Source organism: uncultured Acidovorax sp., from assembly GCF_964021665.1.
In the GTDB taxonomy this organism is placed as follows: domain Bacteria; phylum Pseudomonadota; class Gammaproteobacteria; order Burkholderiales; family Burkholderiaceae_C; genus Acidovorax; species Acidovorax temperans.
This window is the reverse complement of record NZ_CAXIAK010000051.1, coordinates 1-23817: the sequence shown is the minus strand read 5'-3', so window position 1 is coordinate 23817 and position 23817 is coordinate 1. Positions and strand designations below refer to the sequence as shown.

The following is a 23817-nucleotide window of genomic DNA, read 5'->3' as shown; positions in this document are numbered from 1 at the left end:
GTGAAGGCGGCCGTACCGTGGGCGCTGGCGTGGTTGCCAAGATCATTGCTTAATTAGCGTGTTCGTAGGGGTATAGCTCAATTGGCAGAGCGTCGGTCTCCAAAACCGAAGGTTGTAGGTTCGATTCCTACTGCCCCTGCCACTTGAATGTGGCTCAAACAAAGCCCGCCAGGATCTGGCGGGCTTCGGTGTCTTGTGTGATGCCGTGTGAAATGAAGTGGAAATATTAAACATGGCTGCCTCACAGGTTGAAACCGTCAGTTCGGGTGCAGACAAGGCGAAGCTCTTTGCTGTTGCTGCCTTGGTCGTTGCTGCTGTTGCCGGCTTTTATTTCTTGGCAAAGCAAGGTGTCTATGTTCAATGGGGCGTCTTGCTGGTTGGCTTGGTGGCAGCGGCAGGCGTATTCCTGATCTCCGAGTCCGGTCGTCAGTTTGTTGCTTTCGCCCGTGATGCATGGCGCGAAGTCAAAAAGGTGGTGTGGCCTACGCGCAAGGAAACACTGCAGATGACTGCTTATGTGTTTGCCTTCGTTGTCATCATGGCGCTTTTTCTGTGGTTTACGGACAAAACCCTGGAATGGGTTTTTTACGACCTCATTTTGGGATGGAGAAAGTCATGACAACCGATGCTGTGATGGTAGATGGTGGTGCTTCGGCGCCTGCGGCGTCTTCTAATCCTGATTTGCGCTGGTATATCGTCCATGCCTATTCAGGCATGGAGAAGGCTGTAGAGCGCAATATTCTTGAGCGTATTGGCCGCGCAGGAATGCAAGACAAGTTTGGTCGCATTCTCGTTCCCACCGAAGAGGTGGTGGAGATGAAAAACGGCCAGAAGAAAACAACTGAACGCCGACTGTTTCCGGGCTATGTCTTCGTCGAGATGGTCATGGATGACGATACGTGGCACTTGGTAAAGCACACCAACAAAGTGACGGGTTTTGTCGGCGGTGCGAAGAATCGCCCTGCCCCGATCTCTGAAGAAGAGGTGCAAAAGATCGTTAGCCAGATGCAGGAAGGCACTGACAAGCCTCGCCACAAGATCGAATTCATGGTGGGTGAGTTGGTTCGTGTCAAAGAAGGCCCATTCACTGACTTCAATGGTTCGGTGGAAGAGGTCAATTACGAGAAGAATCGTCTGCGTGTGTCGGTGATGATCTTTGGTCGTTCGACTCCTGTGGAATTGGAATTTGGTCAGGTTGAAAAAACCTGATCTGAAAGTGGCCCTCGCATTTTTCGGCTCAATGCGAGGATTTGTTTGATGAGTCGTTAACCCCGGGGAGCCGGTTTTCGTACGCGACGGTGCACGAGAGCTGGCGTTACAACCCGCAAGGAGCAAAACATGGCGAAGAAAATCGTCGGTTTTATCAAGCTGCAAGTTCCAGCTGGTAAGGCCAACCCATCCCCACCAATCGGTCCTGCACTGGGTCAACGTGGTCTGAACATCATGGAGTTCTGCAAGGCGTTCAATGCCCAGACCCAGGGCGTTGAGCCAGGTCTGCCACTGCCCGTGGTGATCACTGCGTTTGCCGACAAGAGCTTCACCTTCATCATCAAGACGCCTCCAGCGACGACCTTGATCAAGAAGGCCATCAAGCTCGAAAAGGGTTCTTCCAACGCGCTGAAGACCAAGGTAGGCAAGATCACACGCGAACAGCTCGAAGAGATCGCCAAGACCAAGATGAAGGACATGAATGCTGCTGACGTGAACGCCGCTGTGCGCACGCTGGCTGGTTCTGCTCGCTCGATGGGCGTGACGGTGGAGGGTTTGTAAATGGCCAAGTTGACTAAAAAGCAAAAGGCCCTGCAGGGCAAGGTAGACAGCACCAAGCTGTACGCTTTCGCTGATGCCGTGGCTTTGGTGAAGGAAGCAGCTACTGCCAAGTTCGATGAATCCATCGACGTGGCTGTGCAGCTCGGCATCGACGCCAAGAAGTCTGACCAAGTGGTGCGCGGCGCTGTGGTGCTGCCCAACGGCACAGGCAAGACAACTCGCGTTGCCGTGTTTGCACAGGGTGCCAAGGCTGAAGAAGCCAAGGCTGCCGGCGCTGACGTGGTTGGTATGGACGACCTGGCTGCCATGGTCAAGGCCGGTGACATGCCTTTCGACGTGGTGATTGCTGCTCCCGACGCGATGCGTGTGGTGGGTACGCTGGGTCAAATTCTGGGCCCACGCGGTCTGATGCCTAACCCCAAGGTTGGCACAGTGACCCCTGACGTTGCCACGGCTGTGAAGAACGCCAAGGCTGGTCAGGTGCAGTTCCGTGTCGACAAGGCCGGTATCGTGCACAGCACCATTGGTCGCCGTTCGTTCGACAACGAAAAGCTCCAGGGTAACCTGGCTGCGTTGATCGACGCGCTGAACAAGGCCAAGCCTGCTTCGAGCAAGGGTCTGTACCTGCGCAAGGTGGCTGTTTCCTCCACGATGGGCGTTGGCGTCCGCGTGGACACACAGTCCATCGCAGCGTAATTGCAAGAAATCTTCGGGTCTTTCGCGAGGCCCGATGTGGTGGGCTGGGAGTGCTGCACAAGAACTCCCAGGCCATCCAAGACCGTTGGTGTGCGCTGCTGCACTTAATCCGTTAGAGGGCCAACGCAGATGGCGATCCCGCTGCAGATGGAATTCGTTCCGAAACAGTTGGTCGCTGCAACAAGAGCGTGCATGAGGGTGAAAACCTGATTGCGCAAATGAAGGAGTAGACCTTGAGTCTTAATCGCAGTGAGAAAGAAGCGGTCATTTCTGAAGTGACCAGCCTCGCCGCAAAAGCTCAAACGCTTGTGATCGCGGAATACCGTGGCATCACGGTCGCCGACATGACCAAACTGCGCGTTGAAGCACGCAGCAAGGGTGTGAGCCTGAGTGTTCTGAAGAACACCCTGGCCCGCCGTGCTGTGGCTGGCAGCCAGTTTGACGTGGTGGCCGACCAGATGACTGGTCCCCTGATCTATGGCTTCTCCGAAGATGCCGTGGCCGCCGCCAAAGTGGTGGCCGATTTCGCGAAGACCAACGACAAGTTGGTGATTCGCGGCGGTGCTTTCGGTGGCAAGGCCCTGGATGTCAACGGCGTTAAGCAACTGGCCAACATTCCTTCCAAGGAAGTGTTGCTGGCCCAGTTGTGTGGCTTGCTTATGTCGCCTATTTCCCGCACCGCAGTGGTGTTGGGTGCCTTGGCGGCGAAAAAAGGCGAAGGCGAAACTGCCGCTGCTTGATAGCAGTGCAGTCACGTGTTAACCAATTGTTAGGAAATCAAAATGGCATTCGATAAAGACGCATTTCTGACCGCTCTCGACAGCATGACGGTCCTGGAACTCAATGACCTGGTGAAGGCCATTGAAGAGAAGTTTGGCGTGAGCGCTGCAGCCATGGCTGCTCCTGCTGCCGCTGGTGGTGGCGCTGGCGCTGCTGCTGCTGAAGAAAAGACAGAATTCAACGTGGTGCTGACCGATGCTGGCGCCAACAAGGTTTCCGTCATCAAGGCAGTGCGCGAAATCACTGGTCTGGGCCTCAAGGAAGCCAAGGACCTGGTGGACGGCGCTCCCAAGAACGTCAAGGAAGGCATTGCCAAGGCAGATGCCGAAGCCGCTGTCAAGAAGCTGGTGGAAGCCGGCGCCAAGGCCGAACTCAAGTAATTCGGTTCCTTTCAAGGGCTGGAGTGCTCCTCAAGGGCCTCCAGCCTTTGGCGCTTTCAGAGCGCACTCGAAAACCGGCTTGGCTCTTCATTCAAGGGCCTTGCAAACAGCCCAGGTTTTCGAGTGTCTTCTGACAACCCCGACAGCAGAAGATACCTTGGTTCGGGTGATGTGCAACGCATCGCCGTCCGCCATGGTTGGTAGTGGCCAACCGCCAAGCCCGCACAGGAACGCACCTTGCGGGTCAGTCGTCGAAGACCCAGGACTCATGTCTTTGCCCGGAGATCTCATGGCCTATTCTTACACCGAACGCAAGCGAATTCGCAAAAGTTTCGGCAGCCGCGATAGCGTGCTCGAAGTTCCTTACCTGCTGCAGATGCAGAAGGATGCGTACACCGCTTTCTTGCAGGCTGATACGCCCCCCCAGAAACGAACCATCGAAGGGCTTCAGGCCGCTTTCGACGCAGCTTTCCCTATCGTCTCTCACAACGGTTTTGTGGAGATGAAGTTCATTGAGTACAACTTGGCCAAGCCTGCCTTTGATGTACGTGAATGCCAGACCCGTGGTCTGACGTTTGCGTCGGCCGTGCGTGCCAAGGTGCAGCTCATCATTTATGACCGCGAGTCTTCGACTTCGCAGTCCAAAGTGGTCAAGGAAGTGAAAGAGCAAGAGGTCTACATGGGCGAAGTGCCCCTGATGACTGACAAGGGCTCGTTCATCATCAACGGCACGGAGCGCGTGATCGTGTCCCAGCTGCACCGTTCGCCAGGCGTGTTCTTCGAACACGACAAGGGCAAGACGCACAGCTCGGGCAAGTTGCTGTTCTCCGCCCGCATCATTCCTTACCGTGGCTCGTGGCTGGACTTCGAATTCGATCCGAAGGACATCCTGTACTTCCGCGTGGACCGTCGTCGCAAGATGCCCGTCACCACGCTGCTCAAGGCGATTGGCCTGAACCCCGAGTCGATCCTGGCGAACTTCTTCGTCAACGACAACTTCCGCCTGATGGACAGCGGCGCACAAATGGAGTTTGTGCCCGATCGCCTCAAGGGTGAAGTTGCCCGTTTCGACATCACCGACAAGAGCGGCAAGGTCGTCGTCGCCAAGGACAAGCGCATCACCGCGCGCCATACGCGCGAGCTGGAGCAGTCTGGCACGACCCACATCAGCGTGCCCGAAGACTTCCTGATTGGTCGCGTCGTGGCCCGCAACATTGTGGATGCGGACACTGGCGAAATCATCGCCAAGGCCAACGATGAGCTGACTGAAGCCCTGCTCAAGAAGCTGCGCTCCGCTGGCGTGCGTGACCTGCAAGTCATCTACACCAACGAACTCGACCAAGGCGCCTACATCTCGCAAACCCTGCGCATTGATGAAACGGCCGATGAGTTCGCTGCGCGCGTGGCCATCTACCGCATGATGCGCCCCGGCGAGCCGCCGACGGAAGACGCCGTGCAGGCCCTGTTCCAGCGCCTGTTCTACAACCCCGACACGTACGACCTCTCGCGCGTGGGCCGCATGAAGTTCAACGCCAAGATCGGCCGCGACGAATCCACAGGCCCCATGGTGCTGTCCAACGAAGACATCCTGGCCGTGGTCAAGATCCTCGTGGATCTGCGCAATGGCCGTGGCGAGGTGGACGATATCGACCATCTGGGCAACCGCCGCGTGCGCTGCGTGGGCGAACTGGCTGAGAACCAGTACCGCACTGGCCTGGCGCGTATCGAAAAGGCTGTGAAGGAACGTCTGGGTCAGGCTGAGCAAGAGCCGCTGATGCCCCATGACCTGATCAACAGCAAGCCGATCTCGGCTGCTCTGAAAGAATTCTTCGGCGCATCGCAGCTGTCGCAGTTCATGGACCAGACCAACCCTCTGGCCGAAATCACGCACAAGCGCCGTGTGTCCGCTCTGGGCCCAGGCGGTTTGACCCGTGAGCGCGCAGGCTTTGAGGTGCGTGACGTGCACGTGACCCACTACGGTCGCGTTTGCCCTATCGAAACGCCTGAAGGTCCCAACATTGGTCTGATCAATTCGCTGGCTTTGTACGCCCGCCTGAACGAGTACGGCTTCATCGAGACGCCCTACCGTCGCGTGGTGGACGGCAAGATCACCAACGAAATCGACTACCTGTCGGCCATCGAAGAAGGCAAGTACGTGATCGCCCAGGCGAACGCGCAGCTCGACAAGGATGGTCGCCTGACGGGTGATCTGGTGTCTGCCCGTGAAAAGGGTGAATCCATCCTCTGCAGCGCAGACCGTGTGCAGTACATGGACGTGTCTCCTGCACAGATCGTGTCGGTGGCTGCCTCGCTGGTTCCGTTCCTGGAGCACGATGACGCCAACCGCGCGTTGATGGGCGCCAACATGTCGCGTCAGGCGGTGCCTGTGCTGCGTCCTGAGAAGCCACTGGTGGGTACGGGCATTGAGCGCGTGGCGGCTGTGGACTCCGGCACCGTGGTCACGGCCAACCGTGGCGGTGTGGTGGACTACGTGGACGCCACCCGCATCGTGGTGCGCGTGAACGACGCTGAAGCGGTGGCCGGTGAAGTGGGTGTGGACATCTACAACCTCATCAAGTACCAGCGTTCCAACCAGAACACGAACATCCACCAGCGCCCCATCGTCAAGAAGGGTGACAAGCTGGTCAAGGGCGATGTGATTGCGGACGGCGCCTCGACCGACTTCGGCGAAATCGCCATCGGCCAGAACATGCTGATCGCGTTCATGCCCTGGAACGGCTACAACTTCGAAGACTCGATCCTGATCAGCGAGCGCGTGGTGGCTGAAGACCGCTACACCTCGATCCACATCGAAGAGCTGGTTGTGATGGCCCGTGACACCAAGCTGGGTGCCGAGGAAATCACGCGCGACATTCCGAACCTGTCGGAACAGCAACTGAACCGCCTGGACGAGTCCGGCATCATCTACGTGGGTGCTGAAGTGCAGCCTGGCGACACGCTGGTGGGCAAGGTCACGCCCAAGGGCGAAACCACGCTCACGCCTGAAGAGAAGCTCTTGCGCGCCATCTTCGGCGAGAAGGCTTCGGACGTGAAGGACACCTCGCTGCGTGTGGACCAGGGCTCGTCGGGCACCGTGATCGACGTGCAGGTGTTCACCCGTGAAGGCATCCAGCGCGACAAGCGTGCCCAACAGATCATCGACGATGAACTCAAGCGCTTCCGCCTGGACCTGAACGACCAGCTGCGCATTGTGGAAGCCGATGCGTTTGACCGTATCGAAAAGCTGCTGACCGGCCGCGTCGCCAACGGTGGCCCACAGAAGCTGGCCAAGGGCACGAAGATCGACAAGGCCTACCTGGCCTCGGTCGAGAAGTTCCACTGGTTCGACATCCGCCCTGCCGAAGACGAAGTCGCGACCCAGCTCGAATCCATCAAGAACGCGCTGGAGCAAACCCGCCACAGCTTCGACCTGGCTTTTGAAGAAAAGCGCAAGAAGCTCACGCAAGGCGACGAGCTGCCTGCGGGCGTGCTGAAGATGGTCAAGGTGTACCTGGCTGTCAAGCGCCGCCTGCAGCCTGGTGACAAGATGGCCGGCCGCCACGGTAACAAGGGTGTGGTCTCCAAGATCGTTCCCGTCGAAGATATGCCTTACATGGCTGACGGTACCCCTGCCGACATCGTTCTGAACCCGCTGGGCGTGCCTTCGCGGATGAACATTGGTCAGGTGCTGGAAGTCCACTTGGGCTGGGCTGGCAAGGGCATTGGTCAGCGCATTGGCGACATGCTGCAGCAAGAAGCCAAGGCTTCTGAACTGCGCGCCTTCCTGGAAGAGGTCTACAACTCGCGTGGCCGCAAGGAAGACCTGTCGCAGCTGTCGGACGAAGACCTGATGGCCATGGCGCAGAACCTGACGGCCGGCGTGCCTTACGCAACGCCAGTGTTCGACGGTGCTTCGGAAGAAGAAATCAAGGACATGCTGAAGATTGCATACCCTGATGACATCGCCGAGCGCAAGGGCCTGACGCCTACCCGCACGCAAGCCTATCTGCACGATGGCCGCACGGGTGACCGCTTCGAGCGTCCCACAACCATCGGCTACATGCATTACCTGAAGCTGCACCACTTGGTGGACGACAAGATGCACGCCCGCTCGACCGGTCCTTACTCGCTCGTCACGCAGCAGCCGCTGGGTGGTAAGGCGCAGTTCGGTGGCCAGCGTTTCGGGGAAATGGAAGTGTGGGCGCTGGAAGCGTACGGCGCCGCCTACGTGCTGCAGGAAATGCTGACCGTGAAGTCCGACGACGTGGTGGGCCGTACCAAGGTGTACGAATCCATCGTCAAGGGCGAACACGCCATCGAAGCCGGCATGCCGGAATCGTTCAATGTGCTGGTCAAGGAAATTCGTTCCCTGGGCCTGGACATCGAACTCGAACGCTCCTGAACAGGATCGGGATTATTAAAAAAGTGAGCTGCTAGCGCTTGTTAATAAAGGCTTTGCGTATGTTTAAGCATCCAAAGCCCCGTGTATCAAGCGCTGGTAGCTATGATTTTTGACGAAAAGGAAAGAGTCACATGAAATCGCTACTCGACCTGTTCAAGCAATTCACGCCGGATGAGCACTTTGACGCCATCCGCATTGGCATGGCCTCGCCCGAGAAGATCCGTTCGTGGTCTTTCGGTGAAGTGAAGAAGCCCGAAACCATCAACTACCGTACGTTCAAGCCCGAGCGCGACGGCCTGTTCTGCGCCAAGATTTTTGGTCCTATCAAGGATTACGAATGCTTGTGCGGCAAGTACAAGCGCCTGAAGCATCGCGGCGTGATCTGCGAGAAGTGCGGCGTTGAAGTCACACAGACCAAGGTGCGCCGTGAGCGCATGGGCCACATCGACCTGGCCGCGCCTTGCGCCCACATCTGGTTCCTGAAGTCGCTGCCATCGCGTCTGGGCCTGGTGCTGGACATGACCCTGCGCGACATCGAACGCGTGCTGTACTTTGAAGCCTACGTGGTGACCGACCCCGGTATGACCCCGCTGAAGAAGTTCAGCATCATGTCCGAGGACGACTACGACGCCAAGCGCAAGGAATACGGCGACGAATTCATCGCCAAGATGGGCGCGGAAGGTATCAAGGACCTGCTGGAATCCATCGACATCGACCTGTCGATCGAGAAGCTGCGCGGCGACCTGACCGGCTCCGAAGTCAAGGTCAAGAAGAACGCCAAGCGCCTGAAGGTGCTGGAAGCGTTCAAGAAGTCGGGCATCAAGCCCGAGTGGATGGTGCTCGAAGTGCTGCCCGTGCTGCCCCCGGACCTGCGTCCGCTGGTGCCGCTGGACGGCGGCCGCTTCGCCACGTCGGACCTGAACGACCTGTACCGCCGCGTCATCAACCGCAACAGCCGTCTGCGCCGTCTGCTGGAGCTGAAGGCCCCTGAAATCATCGCCCGCAACGAAAAGCGGATGCTGCAAGAGGCTGTCGATTCGCTGTTGGACAACGGCCGCCGTGGCAAGGCCATGACCGGCGCCAACAAGCGCGCACTGAAGTCCCTGGCTGACATGATCAAGGGTAAGTCGGGCCGCTTCCGCCAGAACTTGCTGGGTAAGCGCGTGGACTACTCCGGTCGTTCCGTGATTACCGTGGGCCCAACGCTCAAGCTGCACCAGTGCGGTCTGCCCAAGCTGATGGCGCTGGAGCTGTTCAAGCCCTTCATCTTCTCGCGCCTCGAAGCCATGGGCATCGCGACGACGATCAAGGCCGCCAAGAAGGAAGTCGAATCCGGCACCCCCGTGGTGTGGGACATTCTGGAAGAGGTCATCAAAGAGCACCCCGTGATGCTGAACCGTGCGCCTACGCTGCACCGTTTGGGTATCCAGGCCTTTGAGCCCATCCTGATCGAAGGCAAGGCCATCCAGCTGCACCCCCTCGTTTGCGCGGCCTTCAACGCCGACTTCGACGGTGACCAGATGGCTGTTCACGTGCCGCTGTCGGTGGAAGCGCAGATGGAAGCCCGCACGCTGATGCTGGCCTCCAACAACGTGCTGTTCCCTGCTTCGGGCGAGCCCTCCATCGTTCCTTCGCAGGACGTGGTGCTGGGCCTGTACTACGCCACCCGTGACCGTATCAACGGCAAGGGCGAAGGCCTGGTGTTTGCTGACACCGGTGAAGTGCAGCGCGCTCTGGACGCCGGCGAAGTGGAACTGGCCGCCCGGATCACCGTGCGCATGACCGAGTGGACCAAGGACAAGGAAACGGGCGAATTCGTGCCTTCGACCTCGCTGGTGGAAACCACCGTGGGCCGTGCACTGCTGTCCGAGATCCTGCCCAAGGGCCTGCCGTTCTCGTACATGAACAAGGCGCTCAAGAAGAAGGAAATCTCGCGCCTGATCAACGTGTCCTTCCGCAAGTGCGGTCTGAAGGAAACGGTGGTGTTCGCCGACAAGCTGCTGCAAAACGGTTTCCGTCTGGCCACACGCGCTGGTATCTCCATCTGTATCGACGACATGCTGGTGCCTCCACAAAAGGCCAGCATCATCGAGCGCTCCGAAAAGGACGTGAAGGAGATTGCACAGCAGTACGCCTCCGGTCTGGTGACCTCGGGCGAGCGCTACAACAAGGTGGTGGACATCTGGGGCAAGGCCGGTGACGAAATCGGCAAGAAGATGATGGACCACCTGAAGGTCGAGAAGACCGTAGACCGCCACGGCAAGGAAGTGGACCAGGAGTCCTTCAACTCCATCTACATGATGGCCGACTCCGGCGCCCGCGGCTCTGCAGCCCAGATCCGTCAGGTGGCCGGTATGCGGGGTCTGATGGCCAAGCCAGACGGCTCGATCATTGAAACGCCTATCACCGCGAACTTCCGCGAAGGTCTGAACGTGTTGGAGTACTTCATCTCCACCCACGGTGCCCGTAAGGGTCTGGCCGACACGGCGCTGAAGACCGCCAACTCCGGTTACCTCACCCGCCGTCTGGTGGACGTGACGCAGGACCTGGTCGTGACCGAAGAGGATTGCGGCACTGCCAATGGTTCGCTGATGCGCGCCATCGTTGAAGGCGGTGAAGTGATCGAATCGCTGCGCGAACGTATCCTGGGCCGCACGGCTGCGGAAGACATCCTGCACCCCGAAAACCGCTCGGTGCTGGTGCCTGCCGGCACGATGCTGGAAGAAGACCTGATCGAAGAGATCGAGGCTGTGGGCGTGGACGAAGTCAAGGTGCGCACGGCGCTGACCTGCGAAACCCGCTACGGCCTGTGCGCCAAGTGCTATGGCCGCGACTTGGGCCGCGGTGGTTTGATCAACCTCGGCGAAGCCGTGGGTGTGATCGCTGCCCAGTCCATCGGTGAACCCGGCACGCAGCTGACCATGCGTACCTTCCACATCGGTGGTGCCGCTTCGCGTGCTGCCATCGCTTCGAGCGTGGAAGCCAAGTCCAACGGCGTGATCGGCTTCAATGCCACGATGCGCTACGTGAGCAACACCAAGGGCGAGCTGGTGGTGATTGCACGTTCGGGTGAAATCATCATCCAGGACGAGCATGGCCGCGAGCGTGAGCGCCACAAGGTGCCTTACGGTGCGACGCTGACCGTGAAGGCCGACCAGGCCATCAAGGCCGGTACGATTCTGGCCAACTGGGATCCGCTGACCCGACCCATCATTACCGAATTCGCCGGTCAGGTGAAGTTCGAGAACGTGGAAGAAGGCCTCACCGTCGCCAAGCAGGTCGACGAAGTGACCGGCCTGTCCACCCTGGTGGTGATCGACCCCAAGCGCCGTGGCGCTGCCAAGGTCGTTCGCCCACAGGTGAAGCTGATCGACGCACAAGGCCAGGAAGTGAAGATCCCCGGCACCGACCACTCGGTGACGATCGGCTTCCAGGTGGGCGCTCTGATCCAGGTGCGCGACGGCCAGGACGTGGGCCCCGGCGAAGTGCTGGCCCGTATCCCTGTCGAAGGTCAGAAGACCCGCGACATTACCGGCGGTCTGCCCCGTGTGGCCGAGCTGTTCGAAGCCCGTACGCCGAAGGACAAGGGCACGCTGGCAGAAATGACCGGCACCATCTCCTTCGGTAAGGAAACCAAGGGCAAGGTTCGTCTGCAGATCACCGATCCCGAAGGCAAGGTGTGGGAAGAACTCGTGCCCAAGGAAAAGAACATCCTGGTGCACGAAGGCCAGGTGGTCAACAAGGGCGAATCGATTGTGGACGGCCCCGCCGACCCACAAGACATCCTGCGCTTGCTGGGCATCGAAGAGCTGTCGCGCTACATCGTGGACGAAGTGCAGGACGTGTACCGCTTGCAGGGCGTGAAGATCAACGACAAGCACATCGAGGTGATCGTTCGCCAGATGCTGCGTCGCGTGGTGGTGGAGAACCCCGGCGAATCCACCTACATCGCTGGCGAGCAGGTGGAGCGTTCCGAGATCCTCAACACCAACGAAGCGCTGCAGGCCCAAGGCAAGATCCCTGCCACGTACTCCAACGTGCTGCTGGGTATTACCAAGGCATCGCTGTCGACCGACTCGTTCATCTCTGCGGCTTCCTTCCAGGAAACGACCCGCGTGCTGACCGAAGCGGCGATCATGGGCAAGCGCGACGAGCTGCGCGGCCTGAAGGAAAACGTGATCGTGGGTCGCCTGATTCCTGCCGGTACGGGTCTGGCCTACCACCAGGCGCGCAAGGCCAAGGAAGCCATGGACGACGCCGAGCGCCGCGCCATTGCCGAAGCAGAAGCCGCCGAAATGGCCGCGACTGCCGACGACTCCGAGGTGGAGAGCAGCGCTTCGGCGTCTGACGCCGCTGCCGACTAAGCCCTTGGGCTTTGTCTGAAAGCGCTCCCGTCCTGCCGCTAGGTGGGCCGGGAGCGTTTTTTATTGGAACCGTCTTTCTCTTTTTCTCTGTGCTTTGGCTATTGGTGCCATGGCCCGCCAGGGCCGCGCATTGCCTTGTTTGTGCCCTGTATGTGGTCGTCCCCCCTGTTCTGGATCTTGGTTGCGGTGATGGTGTTCTGGGCGCTGGGCGCTTACAACCGCCTGGTGCGCCTGAGGGCTGCAGTGCAAGCGGCTGATAACCAGTGGCAGGAGGTGCTGCGCCGCTGGGTACAGACGTCACAGGCCTGGCGGGCGGCTGCCCCGGTGCAAGCGGCTGATTTGGCGGACGGCGCTGCCTTGGCGGCGACTGAGCGGCTGGAGCACGCGAGCCAGGTGCTGGAAGCGGCCCTGGTGGCCGCCCAGACGCGGGGTGGAGAGCGCCTGCCCAGCCACCCGGAATGGGATGCTTGCCGCGCCTTGCTGGCGGCTGGGACCGACATGCTGGCCAACGCTGGCGGCACCGAGGGGGCAGAGATGGCGCCCTGGCGTGCGCAGGCTGCCGATTTGCAGGCCGTGACCACCATCGCCGCGCGCAATGCGGAGGACGCCATGCAGGCATACCAAGCGGCCATTGGCCAGTTCCCCGCCAGCGTGCTGGCGCGGGTCTGTGGCTTTGGTCCAAGGTAGCGGCGCCTCTGGCGCTACCGGCGAGCTGGCCGCCCCTCTTTTTTGAAGCTGTTGCACACTGCTGCGTGCTGACTTGTCACTGGATTCCTTGATGAACCCCTCTGCCCCACGCCCTGCGCGTCCCGCCCGACCCACCTCCCGACCTGCGGCCCCGCGTGCCCAGGCCGCCGCTTCGGGCTCGCCCGCCGCCGCGTACGGTGCACCAGCGTCTGCAGCGTCTGCAGCGCCTGCGGGCACCGGCGTGCCCTTGTGGCAGCAGCTGATGCTGGTGTGCCAGGCGTTGCAGGGCATTCGCGGAGGGCAGTCGGGTACGGCGGTGATCGAGGGCGTGGAACCGCGTCTGCGCCCCGGTGTGCAGGCGCTGTTGTTCCAGGTGCTGCGCAACCTGGGCCGGGCCGATGCACTGCGCAGCCAGCTCGTCGCCCGCAAGCCGCCCCCGGCGGCAGACGCGCTGCTGTGCACGGCGCTGGCGCTGGCGTGGGACCCGCAGGCCGCGCCCTATGAGCCCTTCACCTTGGTCAACCAGGCGGTAGAAGCCGCCAAGCGCGGCCAGGCCACGCGGGGGCAGGCCTCTTTCATCAACGCCTGCCTGCGCCGCTTTTTGCGTGAGCGTGATGCACTGGTGGCCGCCACCGATGGCGACCCCGTTGCGCGCTGGAATCACCCCGCCTGGTGGATTCGCCGGTTGCGGCAAGACTATCCGGCAGATTGGGAGCGCATTCTGCAGGCCAACAACGCACACGCGCCCATGGCGTTGCGGGTCAATCAACAAAAATGCACTCTGGCGCAATACCAGCAAGCGCTAGCAGCTATCAATTTAGAAGCGAAGGTGGTCGGGCCGCAGGGCCTGGAGCTGGCACAGCCCGTGCCAGTGCAAGTGCTGCCGGGGTTTGCTGATGGCTGGGTGTCGGTGCAAGACGCTGCTGCCCAGCAGGCGGCGCCCCTGGTGCTGCAAGGGCTGGATTTGACGCAGCCCTTGCGCGTGCTGGATGCCTGCGCCGCGCCGGGTGGCAAGACAGCGCATCTGCTGGAACATGCGCCCGCGGGCTCGCCGCTGCAGGTCACGGCGCTGGAGGTGGATGAAAAGCGCAGTGCGCGCATCCACGACACGCTGGCGCGGCTGGGCTTATCGGCGCAAGTGCTGGTGGCCGATGCGTCGCGCCCCCAGGACTGGTGGCAGTCGCAGTGCGGCGGAACCCCCTTTGACGCCATCTTGCTGGATGCACCTTGCACCGCCTCGGGCATCGTGCGCCGCCATCCTGACGTGCGCTGGTTGCGGCGCGAATCGGATGTGGCGCAGCTGGCGCAACTGCAGCGTCAGATTCTGGAAGCGCTGTGGCCGTTGCTCAAGCCGGGCGGGCGCCTGCTGTACTGCACCTGCTCGGTCTTCAAGGCCGAGGGCGACCTTCAGATCCAAACGTTTCTTGCACACAACACCAACGCCCAGTTGCTGCCCTCACCAGGCCATTTAATTCCAGGAGTGGGGGAAAAATCCGGGCCTGTCCGGGACAATCCGGTAGGTGACCACGACGGTTTCTTTTACGCCCTGTTGCAAAAATCGGCCCATTGAGTCCCTGGTGATTCGCTGGCTGCGCTTTGTCGTGTGCTGCTGGGCCCTGTGGTGGGCCCCCGGCGCAGCTGTTTTTGCGCAGCAGGACGCTGGCGAGGTGCAGGGCTTGCGCATAGAGCGTGCAGAGGATGGCCTCTACCTGGGTGCGTCGTTCGACTTCACCTTGCCCGATTTGGCCGAGGAGGCCTTGCACAAAGGCATTCCCATGTTTTTCGTGATGGAGGCCCAGGTTCGGCGCGACCGCTGGTATTGGTCAGACCGGGTCGTGGCTGAAGCCACGCGCTACCTGCGCCTGAGCTACCAGCCGCTCACGCGCCGCTGGCGGCTCAGCACCTCTTCGGTGCCGTTCACCAACAGCGGACTGGGCGTGGTGCTGGGGCAGAATTTTGACGAGCTGGACGAAGCCCTGTCCGCCATGCGGCGGGTGATTCGCTGGCGCATTGGAGATGCCGATGTGCTGGAGCCCAACGCCGCGCACACGGTGCAGTTGCGCTTCCGGCTGGACATGTCCCAGCTGCCGCGGCCCTTGCAGATTGGCGCCGTGGGTCGCTCGGACTGGAACCTGCTGGTGTTCCGCAGCCAGCGGCTGCCTTCGCGCGCGCAGCCTTAACCCCGCCTTTTTCTGAAATGCCTGCTGTGCCGGACGCTTCCTCCGCCCCCCGATCCGCCTCCGCCGAAGCCGCCAGTCGCGCCTCGGTTGCCGTGCGCTGGGCTGTGGGCGTGGGCGCCGCCACCATGACGGCCATCGGCCTGGTGCTGCTGTTCCTGCTCACACTCGCCACCAACAACCGGGCGCTGTACGAGCGCAACTACGCGTGGCTGTTTGGCGTCAACGTACTGGTGGCGGCACTGCTGCTGGGGGTGCTGGTGTGGATTGGCGCCCGGCTGGTCTTGCGATTGCGCAAGGGGCGCTTTGGCAGCCGTCTGCTGGTCAAGCTGGCGGCCATCTTTGCGCTGGTGGGGCTCATGCCGGGGGTGCTGATCTATGTGGTGTCGTACCAGTTCGTCACGCGGTCGATTGAAAGCTGGTTTGACGTGAAGGTGGAAGGCGCGCTGGTGGCGGGGGTGAACCTGGCTCGGGTGTCACTGGAGTCACAGGCCGCTGACATGGCCGCCAAGACGCGCACGGCCAGTGCGCAGGTGGCCCAGGGCTCATCGGCCACCGTGGGGCTGGCGCTGGAACGCATCCGCGACCAGCTGGGCGCCACCGATGTGGTGCTGTGGAATGCCGCCGGCCAGCCGATTGGCAGCGCGGGGCAGTCCCGCTTCAGTCTCAATCCCGAGCGGCCCAGCGCCGCCTTGCTGCGCTCGGTGCGTGAGCAGCGCGCTGTCACCCAGATCGAGGGGCTGGACGATATTGCCGACCCCAACGCCGTGCAGATGGCCCGCGTGAAAGTGCTGGTGCTGGTCGCCAACCCGGGGCTGGGCCTGTTGACAGAACCCCGGTTTTTGCAAGCCACCTTGCCGTTGCCCCCCGCGCTGGTGTCCAACGCCATCGAGGTCCAGGAGGCCAACCGCGAGTATCAAGAGCGTGCGCTGGCGCGCGGCGGCCTGCGCCGCATGTATGTGGGCACGCTCACGCTCAGCCTCTTCCTGGCGGTGTTTGGCGCGGTGCTGCTGGCGGTGTTGCTGGGCAACCAGCTGGCGCGCCCGTTGCTGGTACTGGCCGAGGGCGTTCGGGAGGTGGCCGCAGGCAACCTCAGCCCGAAAGCTGCCTTGCCGGGCAAGGATGAACTTGGTGGTCTGACCCGGTCATTTGCCATGATGACGCAGCAGCTGGCCGATGCGCGGGCGGCGGTGGAGCAAAGCATGGTCAAGGTCGATGCTGCCCGTTCGAACCTGCAAACCATTCTGGACAACCTCACCGCCGGGGTGATCGTGCTGGGGGAGGGCGGGATCATCCGCTCTTCCAACCCCGGCGCCACCCGCATTCTTCGGGCACCCATGGCGGCGTACGAGGGCCGACCATTGTCTGAAGTGCCTGGGCTGGCTGATTTTGCGGTAGCCGTGGAGCGGCATTTCCTGGCGTTTTTTGGTGACCGCGACCGCCACGGGCTGGACCACTGGCAGCAGCCTTTCGAGTTGCATGCATCGTCTGCTGGTGCGGGTCAGCACGCGACCAGCCTGGTGGCGCGGGGCGCAGAGCTGCCCGATGGCGCGCAATTGTTGGTTTTTGACGACATTTCAGAGATTGTTTCCGCCCAGCGCGCACAGGCCTGGGGCGAGGTCGCGCGCCGCCTTGCGCACGAAATCAAGAACCCGTTGACCCCCATCCAGCTGTCTGCCGAACGCCTGGAAATGAAGCTGTCGGGCAAGGTGCCGCCTGCAGAACAGGCCATCCTGGCCAAGTCGGTCAAGACCATCGTGGACCAGGTCGATGCGATGAAGCGCCTGGTCAACGAGTTCCGCGATTACGCGCGGCTGCCAGCGGCAGAGCTGCAGCCCCTGGACCTCAATGCCTTGATCGCCGATGTGCTGCATCTGTACGGCGAAGAAAACGCGTCAGTCCCCGTGAAAGCCGAGCTGGACCCGCGTTGTCCTCGCATCGCAGGCGATGCGCAACAGCTGCGCCAGGTCGTGCACAACCTGCTGCAAAACGCCCAGGACGCCACCATGCAGGCACGGGCAGAGGGCAAGGAAACAGAGCCTTTCGTTCGCATCTCGACCCGGTTGAGCGAGTCCTCGGGGCGGGTGCGGCTCAGCATTTCAGACAGCGGCACGGGCTTTCCTGCCCACATCCTGCAGCGTGCCTTCGAGCCCTATGTGACCACCAAGGCCCGGGGCACAGGCTTGGGTTTGGCGGTGGTGAAAAAGATCGCAGACGAGCATGGCGCCCGCATTGATCTGTCCAACCGCATGGAAAACGGCGAGTTGCGCGGCGCGCAAGTGTCGCTATCATTTGCCCCAGAAACCGCGGTGGTGTCTTAGTCACCCTCCGCACAACTCCTGCGGACTGTGTTAGTGCACACCTCGGGTGGTCGGGAAGTTGGCACCGGTGCTTGCGCATGGCGCCAACGGATCGTGGCCTCGGCACAGCCCATCCGGGCTGCAGTCCAGACTCCCGCCCAAAAGAAGCTGTGCAGAGAGTCCCATCGTTACCGCACGGCAGCATTCCTAGGCGCTTCTATACACATGGCAAATATTCTGGTGGTCGACGATGAACTTGGCATTCGCGACCTGTTGTCTGAAATCCTGAACGACGAGGGCCACAGTGTGGACCTGGCGGAAAACGCCACGCAGGCCCGCGCGGCCCGCCTCGCCAACCAGTACGACCTGGTGCTGCTGGACATCTGGATGCCCGACACCGATGGCGTGTCCCTGCTCAAGGAGTGGGCCGCCGCCAGTGTGTTGACCATGCCCGTGATCATGATGAGTGGCCATGCCACCATCGACACCGCGGTGGAAGCCACGCGCATCGGCGCTTTCTCCTTCCTGGAAAAGCCCATCACCATGCAAAAGCTGCTCAAGGCGGTGGAGCAGGGGCTGGCACGCAACCACGCGCGCCCGGCGGCTCCTGCCGCGGCGGCCCCCGCCGTCATGCAGGCGCCGGTGGACCCGAACGTGACCACATTTGCTGCCATCACGGTGCCTGTGGGCGTGGACCCCGGCCCGCACGCACACCAGGGCTTTGATCTGGACCGTCCTTTGCGAGAAGCGCGTGACGGTTTTGAAAAGGCGTACTTCGAGTTCCATCTCGCGCGAGAAGGTGGCTCCATGACCCGTGTGGCCGAGAAAACAGGCCTGGAACGCACCCACCTGTACCGCAAGCTGCGCCAGCTTGGTGTGGACCTGGGCCGCGGCAAGCGCAATTAATTTTCAGAAATTCCGTTTTGCTGGAAATTCTCTGGTTATAATTTGAGGCTCAGGCCCGGTAGCTCAGTCGGTAGAGCAGAGGATTGAAAATCCTTGTGTCGGCGGTTCGATTCCGTCCCAGGCCACCAAATTAAAAAGCCCTTGATCTCTGGTCAGGGGCTTTTTGCATTGCGCCTTCGGCTGGTGCTTCGATCCAAGCCACCCTTCAAAGCGCTCGCAATCGTGGCGCTTGCCGCACACGTTTCCGTTTTCAAACTGCTTCAGGTCGGCGCAATTGGCGCGCTGGTCTGCATTCCCCCGCTTCAAGATGGCTCTCCTGCAAGACGTCACCCTCGGCATCGACTTCGGTACCTCCAACTCGGCCATGTCCGTGCGCCAGGGGCAAGGCGCAGCGCGCATGATTTCGCTCGAAGGCGATGCCCGCACCTTGCCCACCGCCCTGTTCTTCAACGCGGAAGAGCAGCGTACGCACTTTGGGCGGGATGCGATTGCGCAGTACCTGGAGGGCACCGAAGGCCGTCTGATGCGTTCGCTCAAAAGCCTGCTGGGCAGTGCGCTGCTGCAGGACAAGACGGCGGTGCACCAGCAGTTGATCAGCTACCAGGACGTCATCAGCCTGTTTCTGCGCATGCTGGCCCAGAAGGCGCAGGCCGATCTGGGTGGCATGCCGGGGCGTGTGGTGATGGGCCGCCCGGTGCATTTTGTGGATGACGCCCCGGTGCGCGACCAGCAGGCTGAAGATGCGCTGCGCCAGGCGGCTGTGGATGCGGGCTTTGAAAACATCTCCTTCCAGCCCGAGCCGATTGCGGCGGCGCTGGACTACGAACAGCGCATCGACCACGAGGCAGTGGTGCTGGTGGTGGACATTGGCGGGGGCACCTCGGACTTCACGGTGGTGCGCCTGGGCCCCGGCCGCATGGGGCGCGCTGATCGCCTGGACGATGTGCTGGCCACCACCGGCGTGCATGTGGGTGGTACGGACTTTGACCGCCGCCTGAGCCTGGAGCTGCTGATGCCGCTGCTGGGTTTTCGGCACCTGGGGCCCAGCGGGCGCGAGGTACCCAGCCGGGTGTTTTTTGACTTGTCCACCTGGCATCTGATCCAGTGGCTTTACTCACCCAAGGCGCTGCGCGACGCCCAGGCTTTGCGCACTGACTACGCCGACCAGCGATTGCATACGCGTCTGATGACGGTGCTGAACGAGCGCTTGGGTCACAAGCTGGCCAACGCCATGGAGCAGGCCAAGATCGCCGCATCGGTGAGCCATGCGGATGCGCCCATCCCGCTGGACTGGATCGAACCTGCGCTGGCGTCCTGCGTCACGCCCGAGGGGCTGGAGCAGCACCTGGACGGCCCGCTGGCGCAGGTTGTGGCTTGTGCCCAGCAGTGCCTGCAGCGGGCAGGTCTGCAGGCGGCAGACCTGCATGCGATTTATCTGACCGGGGGCTCGTCGGCCTTGCGGCCTTTGCGCGACGCGTTGCGCAAAGCGTTTCCCGACACCGCCCAGGTGGAGGGAGACTTGTTCGGGGGCGTGGCCATGGGGTTGGCTGTGGCCCCTTGATTTGCTATCAAAAGAGAAGCTGCTAGCGCTTGCGGAATAAGCGCTAGAGCCATTTTTTCTTAAAACCTCATCGGTCATTGCGTTGACTGGCGCGCGCCTGCCGATGGGGCTCGGCCCGTGCGCTTGTCTCCCTCAAGCGTTGTCTTCGCCTTCGCCATCGCCTTCGCGCTTCCATTCCAGCGCGGTGTCGTACAGGGCGTTGCGCGATGCACCGGTCACTTCGGCCGCCAGCCGCACGGCGGTTTTCAGGGGCAGCTCTTTGAGCAGCAGGCGCAGCACGCGCAGGCTTTCGCCGTTGCCATCGCTGGCCACCGCCATCGGGTGCAGCAGCACCACGAATTCGCCCCGCGCGCGTTGCGCGCCCCCTTCCAGCCAGGCTGTCAAAGCGTGGGCGGGCTGGGTGGTGATTTCTTCAAACTGCTTGGTCAGTTCACGGGCCAAGGTCACCGGGCGTTCGCCCAGCGGGGCCAGCGCCTGCGCCAGTTCCTGGATGCGGTGCGGAGCTTCCAGCAGCACCACGCAGCGCGGCTCGCCCGCCAGCACCTGCACCGCAGCGGCGCGCTCGGCTTGCTTGACGGGCAGGAACCCCGCAAACACAAATCCCCCCTGTTCGGCACTGTGGGCCACGGCCCCCGCCGCGCTCAAGGCCGTGGTGATGCTGCTGGCTCCTGGCAGCGGCACCGAGCGCAGCCCTGCCTCGCGCACGGCCTGGACCAGCCGGGCGCCGGGGTCGCTCACGCCGGGCGTGCCTGCGTCGCTCACATACGCCACACGTTGCCCTTGCTGCAGCCGCTGCACCACCTGCTGGGCCGCCTCGGCTTCGTTGTGCTGGTGCACGGCCAGCAACTGGTGCGTGCTTTTATCGATGCCATAGGCCCGCAGCAGCGCCTGGGTGTGGCGCGTGTCCTCGCAGGCCACCGTGTCTGCCAGTTGCAGCACATGCAGGGCACGCAGGGTGATGTCAGCCAGGTTGCCGATGGGCGTGGCGACGACGTACAGGGCGCCCTGCGGATAATGCTGCGCTGCGGCCGCATCGCGTGCGGCGGCCAGTGCTGTTGCGAAAGATGCGCTCAATGAAATTCCTTGGAAAAAGGCCCGTCCCTACGGGCGCTGCGGCAAACGCCACCACCCGCCAACGCGGCAATGCTGCCGAAGACCGGGCGCTGGCGTATCTGCAGGCGCAAGGCTTGCAGTTGCTGGAGCGCAATTATCGAACGCCAGGGCGCGGAGGGGGCGAGATCGACCTCATCCTGCGCGAACGTGACGGTACGGTGGTGTTTGTGGAAGTGCGCAGCCGCAGCAGCAATGCCTTTGGCGGTGCGGGCTCCAGCATCGGTGCAATCAAGCAGCAGCGGGTGGTGTTTGCCGCGCGCCACTACCTGCTGCGCTACGCGTCGCCTCCGCCATGCCGCTTCGATGCGGTCCTGATCGAGGGGCAGATTCAGTGGATCAAGGCGGCCTTTGATGCGCAGTAATCCCGCATGGCAGATGCTGTGGCGCGCACCGTGCATCTCTGCGCTGGCTCCCGGCTCTGGGGCTTGCTGCGAGGCAACCCTTTGCTACAAAAGCGATAACAAGCGGCGGGTATCATCGGGCCCTCATGCTTGAGCAACGCATCCAACAACACTTCATCGACAGCGCCGATCTGAAATACCAAGCGGCGCAAGTCTTGAGCCAACCCATCGCCGCCGCCGTCCATGCCATCCTGGCCTGTGTGACCAGCGGTGGCAAAGTGCTGGCGTGCGGCAACGGCCCCTCTGCCGCCGAAGCGCAGCAGTTTGCTGCGTTTTGTGTGGCGGGGTTTGAACGCGACCGGCCCGAGCTTGCGGCCATGGCGCTGACAGCAGACAGCACGCTGTTGACGGCTTCGGCCAGTGGGCTGGACATGTCTTCCCAGCAGTTTGCCCGGCAGGTGCGGGCCCTGGGCCAGGCGGGCGATGTGCTGCTGGCGCTGTCGGTGTCGGGCAACGACGCCAACTTGCTGGCCGCCACAGAGGCAGCCCATGAGCGCGACATGACCGTGATCGTCTTGTCGGGCCGCACCGGAGGCCGTTTGGCAGCCGTGTTGCGCGAGACAGATGTGTTGATCAACGTACCCCATGACCGCGCTGCGCGCGTGCGCGAGGTGCATGCCCTGGTGCTGCATTGCATCAGCGATGGCGTGGACGCCCAATTACTTGGTGACCAGGAGATTTCTTGATGAAGCAGACCTTGAACCGCACCCTTTGTTCTTTGCTGGCCGCCGCTGCGCTGGCTGCAGGCCTGTCGGCTTGCGCTCCCTTGGTGGTGGGCGGCGCCGTGGTGGGCACCATGATGGCGGTGGACCGCCGTACCACCGGCACGCAGGTGGAAGATGAGGGCATTGAACTGCGCTCGGCCAATCGCCTGAGTGAGCTGCTGGGCGACCGTGGTCACGTCAACGTGACCAGCTTCAACCGCCAGGTGCTGCTGACGGGCGAAGTGCCCAGCGCTCAAGACCGTCAACGGGTCGAGCAAGTGGTGTTGGGGGTTGAGAACGTCCGCTCGGTGGTGAACGACCTGGCCGTGATGCCGCCCAGCAGCCTGGGGCAGCGTTCCAACGATACTTTCATCACCGGCAAGGTGCGCGCCAGCCTGGTGGATGCCAAAGACCTGTCCGCCAGCGCCTTCAAGGTGGTGACCGAGCGCAACGTCGTCTATCTGATGGGGCGTGTGACACAGCGTGAAGCGCAGCGCGCGACCGAAATCGCCCGAGGCGTGAGTGGTGTGAGCAAGGTGGTGCGCGTTTTTGAAATGCTGACCGAAGACGAACTGCGCAACATCACTCCGGCCCCAGTGGTGCAAGACGCGCCTCCAGCGTCGACTCCCCGCAACTGATCGCTTGAGAGATGCGTTCGCCGGCCCCTGAGGGCGGCGAGCGTGATTTCATCTTTGGGAGAGGCACACATCCTCCGGGATGGTGTGCTTGCAGGCCCCGCGCTTGCGGAAGTTCAGCGCGGGCCTTCCTTAGAGCGGCTAACAAAACTCTTCTGGCGTCGTTGCCGCGTCTTGTCGTACTACGCGTACTGCCTGCGACGCGGCGCCTAGCCAGAACCGCTTCGCTGAGTTTTGTTAGCCGCTCTTAGGGCTGATCTTTACTTGAGCCGCTTGATCAGGCTGGACGTGTCCCAGCGGTTGCCGCCCATTTTCTGAACGTCGGCGTAAAACTGGTCCACCAGCGCAGTCACAGGCAGACGCGAGCCGTTGCGCTTGGCTTCATCCAGCACCAGCCCCAGGTCCTTGCGCATCCAGTCCACGGCAAAGCCGAAATCGAACTTGTCGTCCACCATGGTCTTGCCACGGTTGTCCATCTGCCAGCTCTGGGCGGCACCTTTGCCAATCACATCCAGCACCTGCTTCATGTCGAGCCCTGCGTTCTGCCCGAATGCAATGGCTTCGGAAAGCCCTTGCACCAGGCCTGCAATGCAGATCTGGTTGACCATTTTGGCGAGTTGACCGGCGCCGCTGGAGCCCAGCAAGGTGAAGGCGCGCGAAAACGCCATGCCGATGGGTTGCGCTGCGGCAAATGCGTTGGCATCACCTCCGCACATCACCGTCAGCATGCCGTTTTGTGCACCGGCCTGGCCGCCCGAGACGGGGGCATCCACAAAATGCAAGCCCTGCGCCTTCGCGGCGGCATACAGCTCGCGCGCCACCTCGGCCGAGGCCGTGGTGTGGTCCACAAAGATGGCGCCGGGCTTCATGCCGGCAAAGGCGCCGTCGCTGCCCAGCGTGACCGAGCGCAGGTCGTCGTCGTTGCCGACGCAGCAAAAAAC

At 61.9% G+C, this 23817-nt stretch carries 19 protein-coding genes and 2 tRNA genes; 19 read left to right on the top strand and 2 right to left on the bottom strand.

What is annotated here, in order from left to right; all coding sequences use genetic code 11:
* The first annotated feature begins 66 nt into the window (after positions 1 to 66).
* The 16 genes from AADJ04_RS11770 to AADJ04_RS11695 all read left to right on the top strand — a co-directional run bounded on the left by AADJ04_RS11770 (position 67) and on the right by AADJ04_RS11695 (position 20023).
* Positions 67 to 142 (top strand) — tRNA-Trp (locus AADJ04_RS11770).
* Positions 143 to 232: 90 nt separating this feature from the next.
* Positions 233 to 619, top strand: a complete 387-nt coding sequence (gene secE / locus AADJ04_RS11765) for a preprotein translocase subunit SecE (RefSeq protein WP_273623886.1) — start codon at positions 233 to 235, stop codon at positions 617 to 619.
* A complete protein-coding gene (gene nusG / locus AADJ04_RS11760; RefSeq protein WP_294638627.1) occupies positions 616 to 1209 on the top strand; it encodes a transcription termination/antitermination protein NusG in 594 nt (197 codons plus the stop codon). The genes secE and nusG overlap by 4 nt, the downstream gene beginning before the upstream one ends.
* 129 nt (positions 1210 to 1338) lie before the next feature.
* Positions 1339 to 1770 (top strand): 50S ribosomal protein L11, encoded by a 432-nt coding sequence (gene rplK, locus AADJ04_RS11755; RefSeq protein ID WP_044397362.1) that lies wholly within the window; start codon positions 1339 to 1341, stop codon positions 1768 to 1770.
* The gene (gene rplA, locus AADJ04_RS11750; RefSeq protein WP_015012232.1) at positions 1771 to 2466 is read left to right on the top strand and encodes a 50S ribosomal protein L1; all 696 of its coding nucleotides are present in this window, start codon (positions 1771 to 1773) and stop codon (positions 2464 to 2466) included.
* Positions 2467 to 2699: 233 nt separating this feature from the next.
* Positions 2700 to 3206, top strand: a complete 507-nt coding sequence (rplJ, locus tag AADJ04_RS11745; protein WP_044397358.1) for a 50S ribosomal protein L10 — start codon at positions 2700 to 2702, stop codon at positions 3204 to 3206.
* A gap of 42 nt (positions 3207 to 3248) precedes the next feature.
* Positions 3249 to 3626, top strand: coding sequence for a 50S ribosomal protein L7/L12 (gene rplL, locus AADJ04_RS11740; RefSeq protein ID WP_005797571.1), 378 nt, complete (start codon positions 3249 to 3251; stop codon positions 3624 to 3626).
* 289 nt (positions 3627 to 3915) lie between these two features.
* Positions 3916 to 8028, top strand: coding sequence for a DNA-directed RNA polymerase subunit beta (gene rpoB, locus AADJ04_RS11735; protein WP_341239730.1), 4113 nt, complete (start codon positions 3916 to 3918; stop codon positions 8026 to 8028).
* A 131-nt stretch (positions 8029 to 8159) separates the two neighbouring features.
* Positions 8160 to 12392 (top strand): DNA-directed RNA polymerase subunit beta', encoded by a 4233-nt coding sequence (rpoC, locus tag AADJ04_RS11730; RefSeq protein ID WP_341239729.1) that lies wholly within the window; start codon positions 8160 to 8162, stop codon positions 12390 to 12392.
* Positions 12393 to 12542: 150 nt separating this feature from the next.
* Complete coding sequence (locus AADJ04_RS11725; RefSeq protein WP_341239728.1) at positions 12543 to 13079, top strand: hypothetical protein; 537 nt, start codon at positions 12543 to 12545, stop codon at positions 13077 to 13079.
* 262 nt (positions 13080 to 13341) lie between these two features.
* Positions 13342 to 14649: a 16S rRNA (cytosine(967)-C(5))-methyltransferase RsmB gene (gene rsmB, locus AADJ04_RS11720; protein WP_341239732.1), complete on the top strand. Its 1308-nt coding sequence runs from the start codon at positions 13342 to 13344 to the stop codon at positions 14647 to 14649.
* Between the two features lie 31 nt (positions 14650 to 14680).
* Positions 14681 to 15259: a DUF4390 domain-containing protein gene (locus AADJ04_RS11715; protein ID WP_341239731.1), complete on the top strand. Its 579-nt coding sequence runs from the start codon at positions 14681 to 14683 to the stop codon at positions 15257 to 15259.
* A 26-nt stretch (positions 15260 to 15285) separates the two neighbouring features.
* Positions 15286 to 17577, top strand: coding sequence for an ATP-binding protein (locus AADJ04_RS11710; RefSeq protein ID WP_341239727.1), 2292 nt, complete (start codon positions 15286 to 15288; stop codon positions 17575 to 17577).
* A gap of 204 nt (positions 17578 to 17781) precedes the next feature.
* Positions 17782 to 18462, top strand: a complete 681-nt coding sequence (locus AADJ04_RS11705; protein WP_198847984.1) for a response regulator — start codon at positions 17782 to 17784, stop codon at positions 18460 to 18462.
* 52 nt (positions 18463 to 18514) lie between these two features.
* Positions 18515 to 18590 (top strand) — tRNA-Phe (locus AADJ04_RS11700).
* A gap of 179 nt (positions 18591 to 18769) precedes the next feature.
* The gene (locus AADJ04_RS11695; protein WP_341239726.1) at positions 18770 to 20023 is read left to right on the top strand and encodes an Hsp70 family protein; all 1254 of its coding nucleotides are present in this window, start codon (positions 18770 to 18772) and stop codon (positions 20021 to 20023) included.
* 132 nt (positions 20024 to 20155) lie between these two features.
* Here the strand turns inward: AADJ04_RS11695 and rsmI are convergent, their stop codons facing one another.
* A complete protein-coding gene (rsmI, locus tag AADJ04_RS11690; RefSeq protein ID WP_341239725.1) occupies positions 20156 to 21097 on the bottom strand; it encodes a 16S rRNA (cytidine(1402)-2'-O)-methyltransferase in 942 nt (313 codons plus the stop codon).
* Here rsmI and AADJ04_RS11685 point away from each other — a divergent pair.
* The 3 genes from AADJ04_RS11685 (at position 21097) to AADJ04_RS11675 (ending at position 22879) form a co-directional block, all read left to right on the top strand.
* Positions 21097 to 21498 carry a YraN family protein gene (locus AADJ04_RS11685; RefSeq protein ID WP_341239724.1) on the top strand — a complete coding sequence of 134 codons (402 nt, stop codon included), beginning with the start codon at positions 21097 to 21099 and terminating at the stop codon, positions 21496 to 21498. The two genes, rsmI and AADJ04_RS11685, sit on opposite strands and share 1 nt — an antisense overlap.
* 125 nt (positions 21499 to 21623) lie before the next feature.
* Entirely contained in the window at positions 21624 to 22223 is a 600-nt protein-coding gene (locus AADJ04_RS11680) for an SIS domain-containing protein (protein ID WP_142085645.1), read from the top strand.
* Complete coding sequence (locus AADJ04_RS11675) at positions 22223 to 22879, top strand: BON domain-containing protein (RefSeq protein WP_198847534.1); 657 nt, start codon at positions 22223 to 22225, stop codon at positions 22877 to 22879. The genes AADJ04_RS11680 and AADJ04_RS11675 overlap by 1 nt, the downstream gene beginning before the upstream one ends.
* Before the next feature lie 257 nt (positions 22880 to 23136).
* Here AADJ04_RS11675 and AADJ04_RS11670 read toward each other — a convergent pair.
* Positions 23137 to 23817 (bottom strand): NAD(P)-dependent oxidoreductase (locus tag AADJ04_RS11670; protein WP_341239723.1); only part of this gene is annotated, 681 nt, incomplete at its 5' end.